Raw genomic sequence first — 13694 nt, 5'->3', positions numbered from 1 at the left:
CTTCCGATGAGACGTCTGCTCGTACCCTTGCTGGCCCTGGTTCTGGTCCTTTCCGGCGCGGCCGTGGCGCAGGCCGCGCCGGATCCGCTGCGGGCCTATGCGCGCGACACGTGGCGTTCCCTGGTGGCGATGACCGACCCGGCGACGGGCCTGGTCGCCGACAACATTCCCGGCGACCTGTCGGCGCCGTCGGCGTACACGTCCCCGACAAATATCGGCGGCTTCATGTGGTCGGCCGTGGTGGCCCGCGAATTGGGCATCATCTCGGCGGCGGAAGCCACCGCCCGCGTGTCGAAAACCCTGTCGACCTTGGCGGCATTGCGGCGTCACACCGCCTCGGGCATGTTCTACAACTGGTACGACCCGCACACCGGCGCCGTGCTGACCGTCCTGCCCGACGGCACCGCCGTGACACCGTTTCTGTCGTCGGTCGACAACGGATGGCTCGCCGCGTCCCTGCGCGTCGTGCAGGGCGCTTTCCCGTCGTTGCGCGCCCGCGCCGGCGCCATTGTGAACAACATGGACTTCGGGTTCTCTTTCAACCCGGCCGCGGTGTCACCGATCGGCACGCGCGGGCTGATCCGCGGCGGATTCTGGGACACCGCACCGTCGGGCTGCTCGGTGCCGCAGAACGGCGTCTGGTTCACCTGCAACCATTACGACATCACGGTGACCGAGCCGCGCATCGCCACCTATCTGGGCATCGGCGCCGGGCAGATCCCGCCGACCGCCTACTACGACACCATGCGCACCCTGCCGGACAGCTGCGACTACGCGTGGCAGGAGATGCGGCCCACCGGGTTCAGCACCACCCACCTCGGCCGCGGCGTCTACGAGGGCTCGTACCGCTACCGCGGCATCACGTTCGTGCCGAGCTGGGGCGGTGACATGTTCGAGGCGCTGATGCCGGACCTGTTCGTGCCCGAGACCGCGTGGGGGCCGCGCAGCTGGGGCCGCAACCACCCGGCGACCGTGGCCGCGCAGATCGAGCACGGCCTCGCCGACGCCCGCTACGGCTACTGGGGGTTCTCCCCGGCGTCCAACCCGTTCGGCAGGTACGGCGTCTACGGCGTCGACGCGATGGGCATGGACACCGACGGCTATCCGTCCGACGTGCAGGGCGGCCGCTACGACGCGGGCTTCGGCGACTGCCGCCCGCCCGGCCCGCCGGCCGTCTACGGCGACGGCGTGGTCACCCCGCACGCCGCGTTCCTCGCCCTGCCTTACGCCCCCGGCCCGGTGCTCCGCAACCTCTCGAAGATCAAAAACGATTTCGACGCGTACGGGCCCGGCGGCTTCTACGACGCCATCGCCGTGCGCAGCGGCACCGTCGCCAAGCGGTACCTCTCCCTCGACCAATCCATGATCATGGGGGCGATCGGCAACCACCTCGCCCGCGACGTGCTCAAGCGGGCCTTCGTCACCCCCGCCTTCGAACGCGCGGTACGGCCGCTGCTGGCCGCCGAGACCTTCAACGTCCCCGCCCACCAGGAACTCCCCCAACTGCGCGCCCGCTGACGGCCGGCCCACTCCGAGGAACTCACATGACCATCGAAGATCAGGCCCGCGCGAGCTGGGCCGCCCTGATGGGCGCGGGCGGCGCCCAGGACCGCACCCCCGGCGTCCCACAGCGCGCCGCCCTTCCGGCCGTCACCGGCGTGACCGCGGCGACCGGCCACGGCCACGTCACCGTCGACTGGACCCCCGTGCCCGGCGCCATCGGCTACGCCGTGCACCGGGCGGCGTCCCCCGCCGGCCCGTTCGAGGTCGTCGACCACGGCGGCGGCGACGTCCTCGCCGTCCCCCACGGCCCCTACGCCGACACCACCGACGGCCGCGGCGGCTGGTACGCCGTCGCGGCCCTGCAAACCGTGACGGCCATCGGCCCCCTGTCGGAGCCGGTGCCCGCCCCTCCGTCCGCGGCTCTGCCCGCTTCTCCGCCCGCCGCTTCTTCGCCTGCCGCTTCTTCGGGCGCCGTTTCTCCGCCCGCCGCTTCTTCGGGCGCCGTTTCTTCGGGCGCCATTCTTCCGGGCGCCGCTTCTCCGCCCGGCGTGTCCGGCGACCCGGGCGTCACCGTCGCCGTCGGCGCCCAGCCCCGGCCGCTGCACCGGATCTGGCAGGCGATGGTCGGCTCCGAACACCTCAGCCACCTGCTGTCCACCGACGAGACCGGCGGCCGCCCCATCGGCGCCGAACTACGCGAGGCCCTGCGCCGCGTCCGCGACGAGATCGGCGTGCGAACCGTCCGCGCCCACCACATCCTCGGCGACGACGTCGGCGTCTACCGCGAGACCGGCGGCGAACCCGTGCACGACTTCACCCGCGTCGACCAGATCTACGACACCGTCCGCGAGCTCGGCATGACTCCCGTCGTCGAGTTCGGCTACATGCCCCGCGACCTGGCCCGCGACCCCGGCCGCACCGTGTTCACCTACCGCGGCGTCATCTCCCCGCCCCGCGACTGGGACCGCTGGGCCGGCCTGATCCGCGCCTTCACCGCCCACGTCGTCGACCGCTACGGCCTCGACGACGTGCGCGACCACTGGTGGTTCGAGGTGTGGAACGAACCGAACCTGTCCGTCTTCTGGTCCGGCACCCCCGCCGAATACTGGCAGCTCTACGAGACCACCGCCCGCGCCGTGAAGGACGTCCACCCCGCCCTGCGCGTCGGCGGCCCCGCCACCGCCGCCGCCGGCTGGGTCGAGGACCAGACCGGCGTCGAAGCCCCGGTCGACTTCCTGTCCACCCACGTCTACGGCACGATCCCCCTCGACCTGCGCCCGCTGGCCGGCGACCGCCCCGTCCTGTGGACCGAATGGGGTGTCACCGCCACCCACGGCAGCGACATCAACGACACCGTCTTCGCCGCCGCGTTCCTGCTCAAAGGCATGCACTCCGCCGCCGGCCGCCTGCACGCCCTCGCCCCCTGGGTCGCCTCCGACCACTTCGAGGAGCTCGGCCGCCCGCCACGCCTGTTCCACGGCGGCTTCGGCCTGCTCACCGTCGGCAACCTCGCCAAACCCAAGTTCTGGGCCCTCGCCCTCGCCGAACGCCTCGGCCCCCACGAACTGCCCGTCGCCCTCACCGGCGACGGCGCCGGCAGCCTCGTCGAAGCCTGGGCCTCCCGCCACCCCGACGGCAGCCTCGCCATCCTGCTCTGGAACAGCACCCTCGACCACACCAAGGCCCACGGCGCCCCCGAACTGGCCCGCACCGTCCGCCTCACCCTCGACCTGGCCATCCCCCACCGCCTGCGCACCTGGCGCGTCGACCACACCCACGGCAACATCACCACCCACTTCGCCGGCGAATGGCCCACCCCCGCCCAATGGCACACCCTGCAGCAAGCCGACCACCTCCCCGAGTCCGAACCCTCCCGCCGCATACCCCCCGGCGCCGACGTCGTGCTCGACCTGCCCAACCCCGGCATAGCCTTCCTGACCCTGCACCCGCTGTAGCCACGCCGCCCGACATGTCCCGCCCGCAGGTCAGCTCGTGCAGGTGCCGCACGGCGTCGACCTTGGGCCGGGCCACCTGGGATGCGCAGGGCGTGATGAAGCTGGGCGTGGCGGTTCAGGGCGCCCGCGAGTCATCTTTGGGCCGGGCCACCTGGGATGCGCAGGACGTGATGAAGCTGGGCGCGGCGGTTCAGGGCGCCCAGCGAGCCATCGAGAATGGTCAATCGGGAGCGGCCGGGGTGGCGGGATGCCAGCCGCGGCGGCGGCCCTGGCGGACGATCACCGCGGTCAGGCCGAGCAGCAGCACCAGGCCGGCGCCGGCGGCGGCGAAGACCAAGGCACGGTCGCGGGACTCGGCGCGGCGGGCGGCCAGCGCCACGGCGGCCGGATCGTTCATGGTCATCGACTCGGGGGCCGGCTGCGCCTGCTCCTGCGGGCCCAGGTTCTCGGTGAGCGCACGGTAGGGGTTGAGCAAGCCGAACCCGTATTCGGCGCTGACACTGCCCCCGGGGGCCGGGTCGGCAGTGGCGATCAGCCGCTGCCGCACCTGGGCCGGCGTGAGCCCCGGGAAGCGCTGCTTGATCAGCGCGGCCGTGGCGGACACGAACGGCGCGGCGAAACTGGTGCCCTGCAACGTCGTGTGCCCGCCGCCGCGGGCCGCCACCGTCACGCCGTCACCCATGGCGACCAGGTCGACGTAGTCGCCGTGCTGCGAATACCCCGCTATGCCGCCGTCGGCCTTGAGCGCGCCGACGCCGATGACCCCGGGATATTTCGCCGGGAACGGGTCGGGGTTGCCGTTGCCCGCCTGGTTGCCGGCGGCCGCCACGACCACCACACCGGCCCGGATCGCCCGGGCCACCGCCGCCCGTACCGCGATGTTGTCCGACGTCATCACCAGCGAAATGTTGATCACATCGGCGTCCTGGGCGACGGCCAGATCGATCGCCTGCGCGAACTGCGCCGGCGTGCCCCGGTCACCGACCGCCTTGCCGTCGATCTCCTGCTGCTCGCTGATGCGGAACGGGATGATCGCCGCGTCGGGCGCGAGACCCTGGAACCCGGTGGCGCGCACCGGCGCCGCCGCGATGATGCTCGCCACGGCCGTGCCATGACCGTTGCAGTCCTGCCGGCCCGTGTCGTCCCCGTGCAGGAAGTCGGCGCCGGTGGCGACCCGGCCGCGCAGCTGCGGATGAGTGGCGTCCACCCCGGAGTCGATCACGGCGACCCGCACACCCCGCCCGGTCGCGAACCCGGCCAGCCGCTTCGGCGCGTACACCTGATCCTCGACCGGAACCCCGGACGCGACCGGCTGCGGCCTCGCGGCCTGCTCACAGACCACCGCCGCCCCCGCCGGCGCCGGCACGGCCAGCAACGCGGCGACCACCCCGACCACCGCACCGGCCCCACGCCACCGCATCACACACCTCCTCCGACGATTCGGCTGGATCGTATCGGGAGGGTGCGACACGTTCGGCGGGCGCCGGTTGTGCGTTCAGGTCGCTCACAGCTAGGTTGTGGGAACCATCTGCGGCGTCGCGAGGGAAACCGGTGAAACTCCGGTGCGGTCGCGCCACTGTGAACGGCCTCCGGCAACGGAGCCCGTGAGTCAGGACGCTCACGCGTCGCAGCCTGTTCGAACGGGACGCGTCATCCCGCTAGGAGGTTCCACCATGGCCAAAGCACAGCCGGCCCGCCCGCTGAGCACCCCCGCCGTCTCCGCGCGGCTGCTCTGGACCGCGATCGCCGTCACCGCCCTCCTGCTGCTGATCACCTACCTGGTCGCCTTCGACCAGGGCGCGGTCTCCCGCAGCGGCATGTATCTGCACGAGCTCATGCACGACGGCCGCCACCTGCTCGGCGTCCCGTGTCACTGACCGGCCCCAAGACCACGCCCGGATACGGCGCCCTCCTCCTCAGAGGCCTGCTCGCCGGCCTCGTCGCCGGCCTGCTCGCCGGCTGCTTCGCGTACGCGTTCGGCGAACCCCATGTGGACGCCGCCATCGCCATCGAGGAAGCCACCACCCACGCCGACCCCACGGCCGCCGGCCACCACGACGAGGAACTGGTCAGCCGCGACGGCCAGAAAGGCGGCCTGTTCCTCGCCACCGCCCTCTACGGCGCCGCCATGGGCGGCCTACTCGCCACGGCCTACACGCTGCTGCGCCGCCGCCTGCGCACCCCCAGCGACACCCGGGCGGCGCTCAGCCTCGCCGGCGCGGCCCTGCTCGGCATCGTCCTGGTGCCGTACGCGAAATACCCGCCCAACCCCCCGGCCGTCGGCAACCCCGCCACCATCGACCAGCGCACCATCAGCTACCTCGCCATCCTCGTCATCGGCCTGGTCGCCGTCTGGGCCTCCGTCGTCGCCGCCCGCACCCAGCACGCCGAATGGCGCCAGGCGACAGCCGCCGTGACCGGCTTCCTCGTCGTGGTCGTCGTCGGCTACGTCCTGCTGCCCACCGTCGACGAAGTCCCCGACACGTTCCCCGCCGGCCTGCTCTGGAACTTCCGCATCGCCTCCCTCGGCACCCAGGTCCTGCTCTGGACCGCCCTCGGCCTCACCTTCGCCGCCCTGCTCACCGCCCGCCGCCGCACCCAGGCTCCCGAACCGCGGGCCGGCACCGTCACCAACGCCTGACCCACCACCCGCCGCTCACAAAACCTCGTCAGCCCAGCGGGCCACCACCGCCAGCACCGGCGCACGACCGGCCACCATCGCCTCGATCCCCCGGCTGTCATAACCCGGCTTACGCCCGAACCCGGCCGCCGCGGCCATCACCATCCGCGGCGCCAGCCAGAAATACTTCGCCGCCCCGCACGCCATCACCGCCCGCCGCACCATGCCGTCGTCCACCGCACCGCCCAGCCCGCGCCTGTACTGCTCCGCCACCGTGGCCAGCACCTCGTCGAGCAACCCGATGTCGATCAGCCCGTCGAGGAACGTGTCCAGCGCCAGATTCGCCGCGTCCTCCCCGATCGCCCCGGGCCCCACGAACGCCCAATCGATCAGCACCGGCCCCCGCTCCGCGAACACCAGATTCATCGGCCACACATCGTGATGGCACAACGTCCACGGCAACCCGTCGGTCACGGCGAGAACCTCGTGCCGCCGCTCCCACAGCCGCCGCAGCCCCTCCCGCACCGGCCGCGGCCAGCCCGCCACGATCACCGGATGATCCCAGTCGAGATCCTCCACCACCGGCTGCGCCAGCGTGTAATCGCGCAACCAGTCCCGGGCGAGCCACTTCTCCCCCGCCCACCGCCCGCCGATCCCCGTCGAGCCGAGCCACGCCGCCTGCGCGGCACCCAGCCGGAACGCCACCTCACCCAGCCGCGCCGGCCCCGCCGCAGGACCGGGCACACCCCGCACATCCTCGAGCCACAACGCCACCGACCCGTCGGCCCGCTCCACCACCTCGTACAACCGCGGCCCCGGCAAACCCGGCAGCGCCTCGGCCGTCAACCCCGACGCATAGGCCTCGACCTCCCTCCGCCAATAGTTGAAGTGACCCGGGTCGTCACTCGCCGCCAAATGCTCCGCCGCCCCGCTGCGCCTCGGGGTGGCCACCTTCAACACCGCCGTCCCGTCATCACGCCGCACCCGCCACACACCACCGGTCACCTCGTTCGCGGTGCTGTGCACCAGCTCCTCGACGGTCCAACCGGGACGAATCAGATCATCAAGCACTGGCACGGCCCCGAGATTACCGGCCGCCGAGCTCGCCGTGGGGCGCCTGTGGACAACGCCCGAGGAGCCTCCGCGCCCTGTGGAAAACCCCGATTCTCGTCAGGGCCGGCCGCTAGATTGCGCCCATGCCTGACTTCCTCCCCGGCGTCCAACTGGCCCGCCACTACTACTTCGAAGCCGTCCGGCCCCTGCTCGGCGGCCTGCCCCACGCGGCCGCCCGGCTCGGCCCCGGCTCCGACGTGCTCGGCTTCGACACCGCCCGCTCCACCGACCACGACTGGGGCCCACGCCTCGAACTGTTCGTCGACCACCCCGGCGACCTGCGCGACATGCTCACCCGCCGCCTCCCCAAGAGCATCCGCGGCTGGCCCACCCACTTCGTCCCACCCGGCGCCCGCGTCCGCTCCATGCAGCCCACCGACGGCCCCGTCGACCACTACATCCAGATCCTGTCCTTCCCCGCCTGGAGCCGCGACCTGCTCGGCTTCACCCCCACCGGCGACGTGCGCCCCCTCGACTGGCTCGGCGCCCCCTGGCAGCGCTTCGCCGAATTCACCGGCGGCGCCGTCTTCCACGACCCCGATCGCCTGCTGACCACCGCCCGCGCACGCCTTACCTGGTACCCACCCGACCTGTGGCGCTACGTGCTCGCCTGCCAATGGCGCCGCATCGACCAGGAAGAGCCCTTTCCCGCCCGCGCCGCCGAAGCCGGCGACGAGCTCGGCGCCCGCGTCCTGACCGCCCGCCTCTGCCGCGACGTCGCCCGCCTGCTCCTGCTCCAGCAACGACGCTGGCCGCCATACTCCAAATGGCTCACCCGCGCCCTGCCACCCGGCCCCGCCACCGACTCCCTGCTGGCCGCCCTGCACGCCACCACCACCCGCGACCGCGAGAACGCCCTCTGCACCGCCCTCGAACACGCCGCCACCCGCCAGAACGAGCTCGGCCTCAGCGCCGAGCAACCGCCGATACGCCGCGAGTTCTTCGACCGCGGATACGCGGTGATCGGCGCCGCCCGCTACGCCGACGCCCTGCGCGATGCCATCACCGACCCGGCCCTGCGCGCCCTGCCCTTCACCGGCTGCGCCGACCAGATCATCGACAACACCGAGGTACTGGTCGACGCCCACCTCACCCGCGCCGTCGTCGCCACCACCCTCACCCCGCCGTCGAACGGAGGTGAGCGCGCTCCGCAACCGTAGAGAGCCCGGTGAACTCAACGAGGCCTGCGCCCCACACTCGCTGGTCGGCATTCGCGCCGGGCGGACCAGCCACAGTCCGCGCCGGCCGTTAGGGGCAGGCGGATGTGATCGCCGTGCCGGCAGGCGGCCCGGGCGCACCAGCGGCCGGGCGGGGCGCCCGGGCCGATCATTGCCCAGGGAGCGCAGGCAAGAGAGCCTCAGCGCAGCGACCCGGCCTGCCAGCGTGTGGGCCCGGGCAGCGTCGCGTCTGGCTGACCGGCGTGGGCCCCGGGCAGCGTCGTCTCTGGCTGACCGGCGTGGGCCCCGGGCAGCATCGTCTCTGGCTGGCCGCCGTGGGTCGCGGCGCAGCGTCCACGCAGTGTCGCGCTGCCTGCGGCGTAGCGTCCCGGGCCGCCCGACCTGCGGGCCGGCGTTCCGGCGTGTCGGGCGTGGGCTGCGCGCAGCGTCCCGGCGTGCCCGACCGACCGGCGTGGGTCACGGCGCGCGCTGGGCTGGCCCCCGGCATGCCTGGCGTGACCCGCGTGGGCCGCTGCCCGGCGCGCCGAAACGACAACTCAGTTGGCATGCCGCATGGGCTTTCCACCAGGCCGTTCGCGGCCCACGGCGGCGGATCGCGAACGGCCGAGATTCAAAGGTGGGATGCCGTTGATTCCTTTTTGGTTTTGATCTTTTGGGGTGTGCGGCGAAGCGCACACCGTGTAGAGCGTCCTAGGATGATGAATGGGGGTCGGTGTGGTGGCGCGAACTGTGGTGGATCTCGGCCTAGGGTGGGCCTGCGATGAAAGAGAACGACACCGCTCCCGAGACCCGTCCCTGCGCCCACTGTGGACGGCCCGTGCCGCAGCGCTCGTCCGCCGGGCGGCCGTTCCGGTACTGCCGGGACAACGACGGGGAATGCCAGCGTGCCTCGCGCAACGTGCGGATGCGGCACCGGTCGTCGCCGGGGCTGGCCGGGCAGGTGGCGCGCACCTGGGAGGTCGTCGATCGGCTCGATCAGCTCGTCGAGACGCTCAGCGACGCGCTGCACTCCGAGCTCTCCCCCGCCGGGGTCGAACGGCAGGTGGCCGAGATCCGGGCCGAGACGTCGGGGCAGATCGCCGCGGCGCACACCGAGCGCGACGATGCCCGCCGGGACGCGGAGCGGGCCGCCGCCGAGGCGTCGACGGCCCAGCAGCTGGCCGCCGCAGCGACCGCCGAGCGGGACGAGGCGCTGCATCGTGCCGAGGAGTCGGCGCGCGCCTCCGAGCAGGCCGGGCGTGACGCCGAGCAGGCGCGCGCCGCCCGCGACGAGGCCCGCCGTGAGGCCACCGCGGCGGTGGCTCTGCAGGAGCGCGCCGAAGCCGATCGTGACGCGGCCCGCGACGAGCTTGCCGTGGCCCGGGCGGAGCTTCAGGACGTACGCCGCGAGCGTGAAGCCACCGAGCGCGACCTCGCCGCCGCGCTCAAGGACGCCGACGCCGCCGCCAAACGGGGTGAGGAGCTGCGCCGCGAACGCGACGCCGCCCGCGAGGAGGCGCGCCGGCTGGACGCTGACCTGGCCGCCGCCCGCCGGGAGGCCGCCGAGCAGCGCGAGGCCACGGACAAGGCGCTGCAGGAGGTACGCCGGGAGGCCGCGGCCGCGCGGGAGGCCGCCGACGCGGAGCTGGCCGAGGCCCGCCGTGCGACCACCCGGGCCGAGGCCGAACGGGACGCGCTGCTGTCCGTGCGCGAGGAGCTCGACCGGGCGGGCCGCGACCGCGCCGACCTCGAGCGCCGCCTCGCCGCCGCCCAGGCCGAGGCGGAGGCCGCGCAGACCCGGGCGGCCCAGCTGTCGACCCAGGTCAGCGACCTGGCCTCAGCACTCGCCTCGCTGGGCGGTGCCCGGCCCGCCCCGGCCCCGCCCGCGCCCGCCCAAGCCACCCCGGCGTGAGGCGGCCCCGAAGACGGCGGGCGGGAGCGTTCAGCGGGTGCGGTCGTAGACGAGGGACAGTTCGCCGTGCTCGCCCGCCTTTTGGCTGACGAGGGTCCACTGGGCCGGCGGCAGGCCGTCGTCGAACAGGGCCGGGCCGCCGCCCAGGAAGACCGGGAAGATCATCAGGCACAGGCGGTCGACGCGGTCGGCGGCCAGCAGGGCCTTGATGACGCTGGCGCTCGACAGGACCAGGATGTCGCCGCCGGGGGTCGCCTGGAGCTCGGCGACCACGTCGGGGGCGGGACGGTCGGCGAGGGTGGTCCGCTCCCACGGGCTTTCAGCCAGCGTCGACGACAGGACGACCTTGTCGGTGCTGACGAGCCACTTCGCGAAGGCCTCGTCGCGCGGGTCCACCCCGTCCATGCCGATGACGGTGGGCCAGAAACCGAGGAAGCCCTCGGCGTTGACCCGGCCCAGCAACGCGGTGGTGGCCGGCTCCCACAAGCCGGTCAGGTGGTCGCGGGCGACGTCCGAGACCGCGTACGGCATCACCCAGCTCATGTCCTCGGGCGCGCCGGGCTTGGCGTAGCGGCCGTCCAGCGAGAGGCTCATGTTGGTGACGACCCGGCGGCCGGCGTTCTGTGCAGTCACTTCGTGCTCCCTGATTCGAAAACGGCGGTGAGTTTGTCGAGGGACTGGCCGAAACCGATCTCGATGCCGGCGATGAAGTCCGCCGAGTCGACGGCACTTCCGGTGATGCGGTAGTCGACGCCGAGCTCGGTGCCGGCGCCCACAGGCGTCAGCACCATCTCGACGTGGGCGGTGAAGGCGGGGGCGCCGCCGGGCAGCAGAGGCGTCATCCGGTACGCCAGGCGCGCGCCGGGCTCCGCGGCCTCCACCACGCCGACGGCCCGCCCGACAACCGCACCGTCCGGCTCGGAGCCCGACGGCTGGGCGCCGGACGGCTCGGAGCCCGACGGCTGGATGCCGGACGGCTCGGAGCCCGACGGCTGAGCGCCGGACGGCTGAGCGCCGGACGAGTGGGCGGCGGACGGCTGGGTGTCGTCGGCGTCGCGGTATTCCTGGACGATGCGGCCGCCGGGACGAGCCTCGAAGACCAGCTCGGAGACGCGCAGGTCGTCGGGCGCCCACCACCGGGCGAGCAGGGCCGCCTCGGTGAGGTGGCGCCACAGCAGGGCGGGCGGCGCCGCGACCGAGCGCCGGAACCGCAGTGAACGGCCGTCGGCCCACCCGGCACCGGCCTTGTCCGCCGCGTCGCGCTCGGCGAGCACGGCGCGGCGGTATTCGCCGTAGGTCTCCAGCGGGCCCCCGGCACGCTCGGCGGTGTCGGCCAGCCCGGCGATCAGCGACGCCAGCGAGCGCAGCGGGCCCGGCCGCAGGGCATAGATGCGCCGCTGGCCGCTGCGCTCGGAAGCGACGATCCCGGCGCGTTCGAGGGTTTGCAGGTGCTTCGTCGTCTGCGGCTGCCGAGCCCCGGCCAGCTCGGCGAGCACGCCGACCGGGCGCGGGCGCTCCGCCAGCAACTCGACGAGCCGCCACCGAGCCGGATCGGCCAGCGCGACCAGAACAACATCCATGCAGAGAATCATTCCCCGCAAAGAATATTCTTGTCAAGGAATACTTTGGCGCAAGAAGGAGACGACGGAGGAAGGCGGGAAGAGGAGAGCGCCGGGGGCGGGCGGAACCGGCGAGGGCGGCGGGGCCGCGGGGGCGCGCGGAACCGGGGCAGGCGGAACTGGCGAGGGCGGCGGGCGCGCGGAACCGGGGCAGACGTAACTGGCGAGGGCGCGCTGCGGGCGGCAGTCGCCGAAGCCCGCGTCGCAGCTCGGCGCGGGCCCGGTCCAGGTCGACGTCGAGCAGCCGGGCGGCGAGGGCACGCGGAACCGGCGGGGGCGGCAGGGGCCGGCGGGGGCGGGCGACAGAACGTGGCAGGAGAGGGAGAGGCATGGCAAGAGGACGACGACGGACCAGGAGGCTGGGCGCCAGGTGGAACATGGAGGCACGCCGTCAGGGGGCGCCGACTCCCGATCGTGACGCAATACACATCGCGGCTCGCGGGATCTCGGCGTATAGCGGCCCGCCGGCCTCACCCCCGAGCGCCGCCCGGCACCGGCCACACCGCCTCTGAGCAGGCGTCCGCTGCCTTCCGGCCGGTGATGCGCACCGAAGTGAAGAGTACTCATCTCGGGCGACGCGCGGACGAATAATGCCCGGCGAGGAGCGAAACGGGGACGCCGATTCACGGTTTACCCGACCGAGTGACCGAAGTCGCACCACATGGAGAACTCCCATAGGCCGTAAAGTGGACCAAGGTCCACTTCGGCGGGGGTGCGGTATGCCGGGTAAGGGCCGCGGGCGGCTACGCTCGTAGCGTTAACACCGCCGTCACAACGGCAGTGCTGCCATACCTACCGACAAACCCTGTCATACCGACAACCTGTCACACCGACAACGCTGTAGCCCGGCGACCGCAGGAATCCCGCGGCCGCCCCTTTCGTTACACCGAACGAGAGCAGCACCACGAGCGAGGGGAAAGCCAATCATGGGCGAACGCATGCTGCGCGGCAGCCGTCTTGGCGCGGTCAGCTACGAGTCCGACCGCAACACGGAGCTGGCGCCCCGGCAGACCCGAGAGTACCTGTGCGTCAAGGGTCACCAGTTCGAGGTGCCGTTCGCCGTCGACGCCGAGGTGCCCACCACCTGGGAGTGCAAGTTCGACGGCAGCGTCGCCCGCCTGGTCGACGGCAGCGAGCCGGAGCAGAAGAAGGCGAAGCCGCCGCGCACCCACTGGGACATGCTGCTCGAGCGGCGTTCCATCTCGGAGCTGGAGGACATCCTCAACGAGCGGCTCCAAGAGGTTCGGACCCGCCGCGGCAGGTAAGAAGCAGACGAAAAAAGGGGGCCCGACACGGGCCCCCTTTTTTCGTGCTCGTTCAGCGGTCGACGATCTCGCCCTCGATGGCGCCGGCCGGCGTGCGGACCGGGGCCTCGTCGTCGATCACGACGATCGGGTCGCCGGGGCGGACCCGCACCTTGCGCGGGCCGAACAGGTCGTAGCCGACGCGGCGCTCGGTGAAGCGCTCGGCGCCGCGGCGGGCGAGCTGGCGGCCGGGCGGCAGGAGCAGCAGCAGGCCCGCCACCGCGGTGACGAAGCCGGGCACGGCCAGCAGCAGCGCGCCGAGCAGCCCGACCAGCGAGCCGATCACCTCGGAGCCGGGCGGGCGGCCCTCGGCGGCGGCCGCCTGGAAGCGGCGCCACCCCTTCATGCCCTCACGGCGCAGCAGTGCCATGCCGGCGAGGCTCGCGGCCGCGGCCAGCAGCACCGCCCAGCCTCCGCCGATGGCGTGGGCCACCACGAGGAAAACGACGATCTCGGCGACCGCCAGCACTGACAGCCCCACGGGCAGCAGAGCCAGGCCTCGACGACGCAT

At 73.0% G+C, this 13694-nt stretch carries 12 protein-coding genes and 1 riboswitch; of the genes, 7 read left to right on the top strand and 5 right to left on the bottom strand.

Going from position 1 to position 13694, the window contains the following annotated elements; genetic code table 11:
* The first annotated feature begins 6 nt into the window (after nucleotides 1-6).
* On the top strand, nucleotides 7-1518 hold the full coding sequence (locus Ade02nite_RS27180; RefSeq protein WP_239169079.1) for a glucoamylase family protein: 1512 nt from the start codon (nucleotides 7-9) through the stop codon (nucleotides 1516-1518).
* Nucleotides 1519-1544: 26 nt separating this feature from the next.
* Entirely contained in the window at nucleotides 1545-3458 is a 1914-nt protein-coding gene (locus Ade02nite_RS27175; RefSeq protein WP_239169078.1) for a GH39 family glycosyl hydrolase, read from the top strand.
* A gap of 220 nt (nucleotides 3459-3678) precedes the next feature.
* Here the strand turns inward: Ade02nite_RS27175 and mycP are convergent, their stop codons facing one another.
* The gene (gene mycP, locus Ade02nite_RS27170) at nucleotides 3679-4878 is read right to left on the bottom strand and encodes a type VII secretion-associated serine protease mycosin (RefSeq protein WP_203769834.1); all 1200 of its coding nucleotides are present in this window, start codon (nucleotides 4876-4878) and stop codon (nucleotides 3679-3681) included.
* A 123-nt stretch (nucleotides 4879-5001) separates the two neighbouring features.
* A riboswitch (cobalamin riboswitch) is annotated at nucleotides 5002-5076 on the top strand.
* A gap of 55 nt (nucleotides 5077-5131) precedes the next feature.
* Between mycP and Ade02nite_RS27165 the strand changes: the two genes are divergently transcribed.
* Together Ade02nite_RS27165 and Ade02nite_RS27160 are read left to right on the top strand one after the other, a co-directional pair.
* Nucleotides 5132-5335 (top strand): CbtB domain-containing protein, encoded by a 204-nt coding sequence (locus Ade02nite_RS27165; RefSeq protein WP_203769825.1) that lies wholly within the window; start codon nucleotides 5132-5134, stop codon nucleotides 5333-5335.
* Nucleotides 5326-6099 carry a CbtA family protein gene (locus Ade02nite_RS27160; RefSeq protein WP_203769823.1) on the top strand — a complete coding sequence of 258 codons (774 nt, stop codon included), beginning with the start codon at nucleotides 5326-5328 and terminating at the stop codon, nucleotides 6097-6099. The genes Ade02nite_RS27165 and Ade02nite_RS27160 overlap by 10 nt, the downstream gene beginning before the upstream one ends.
* Before the next feature lie 15 nt (nucleotides 6100-6114).
* On the opposite strand, the gene Ade02nite_RS27155 is transcribed toward Ade02nite_RS27160, so the two are convergent.
* The gene (locus Ade02nite_RS27155) at nucleotides 6115-7155 is read right to left on the bottom strand and encodes a phosphotransferase (RefSeq protein WP_203769821.1); all 1041 of its coding nucleotides are present in this window, start codon (nucleotides 7153-7155) and stop codon (nucleotides 6115-6117) included.
* A gap of 119 nt (nucleotides 7156-7274) precedes the next feature.
* Between Ade02nite_RS27155 and Ade02nite_RS50380 the strand changes: the two genes are divergently transcribed.
* Complete coding sequence (locus Ade02nite_RS50380; RefSeq protein WP_203769819.1) at nucleotides 7275-8351, top strand: DUF4037 domain-containing protein; 1077 nt, start codon at nucleotides 7275-7277, stop codon at nucleotides 8349-8351.
* A gap of 778 nt (nucleotides 8352-9129) precedes the next feature.
* A complete protein-coding gene (locus Ade02nite_RS27145) occupies nucleotides 9130-10260 on the top strand; it encodes a coiled-coil domain-containing protein (protein WP_203769817.1) in 1131 nt (376 codons plus the stop codon).
* A 30-nt stretch (nucleotides 10261-10290) separates the two neighbouring features.
* Here Ade02nite_RS27145 and Ade02nite_RS27140 read toward each other — a convergent pair whose 3' ends face one another.
* A complete protein-coding gene (locus tag Ade02nite_RS27140) occupies nucleotides 10291-10893 on the bottom strand; it encodes a dihydrofolate reductase family protein (RefSeq protein WP_239169077.1) in 603 nt (200 codons plus the stop codon).
* A complete protein-coding gene (locus Ade02nite_RS27135; RefSeq protein WP_203769815.1) occupies nucleotides 10890-11840 on the bottom strand; it encodes a metalloregulator ArsR/SmtB family transcription factor in 951 nt (316 codons plus the stop codon). The genes Ade02nite_RS27140 and Ade02nite_RS27135 overlap by 4 nt, the downstream gene beginning before the upstream one ends.
* Before the next feature lie 965 nt (nucleotides 11841-12805).
* Here Ade02nite_RS27135 and Ade02nite_RS27130 point away from each other — a divergent pair.
* Nucleotides 12806-13144, top strand: a complete 339-nt coding sequence (locus Ade02nite_RS27130) for an RNA polymerase-binding protein RbpA (RefSeq protein ID WP_020517072.1) — start codon at nucleotides 12806-12808, stop codon at nucleotides 13142-13144.
* Between the two features lie 52 nt (nucleotides 13145-13196).
* Here Ade02nite_RS27130 and Ade02nite_RS27125 read toward each other — a convergent pair whose 3' ends face one another.
* Nucleotides 13197-13694 carry an FxsA family protein gene (locus Ade02nite_RS27125; protein ID WP_203769802.1) on the bottom strand — a complete coding sequence of 166 codons (498 nt, stop codon included), beginning with the start codon at nucleotides 13692-13694 and terminating at the stop codon, nucleotides 13197-13199.

This window comes from Paractinoplanes deccanensis, assembly GCF_016862115.1.
GTDB lineage: Bacteria > Actinomycetota > Actinomycetes > Mycobacteriales > Micromonosporaceae > Actinoplanes > Actinoplanes deccanensis.
This window is presented reverse-complemented; position numbering and strand designations above follow the sequence as displayed.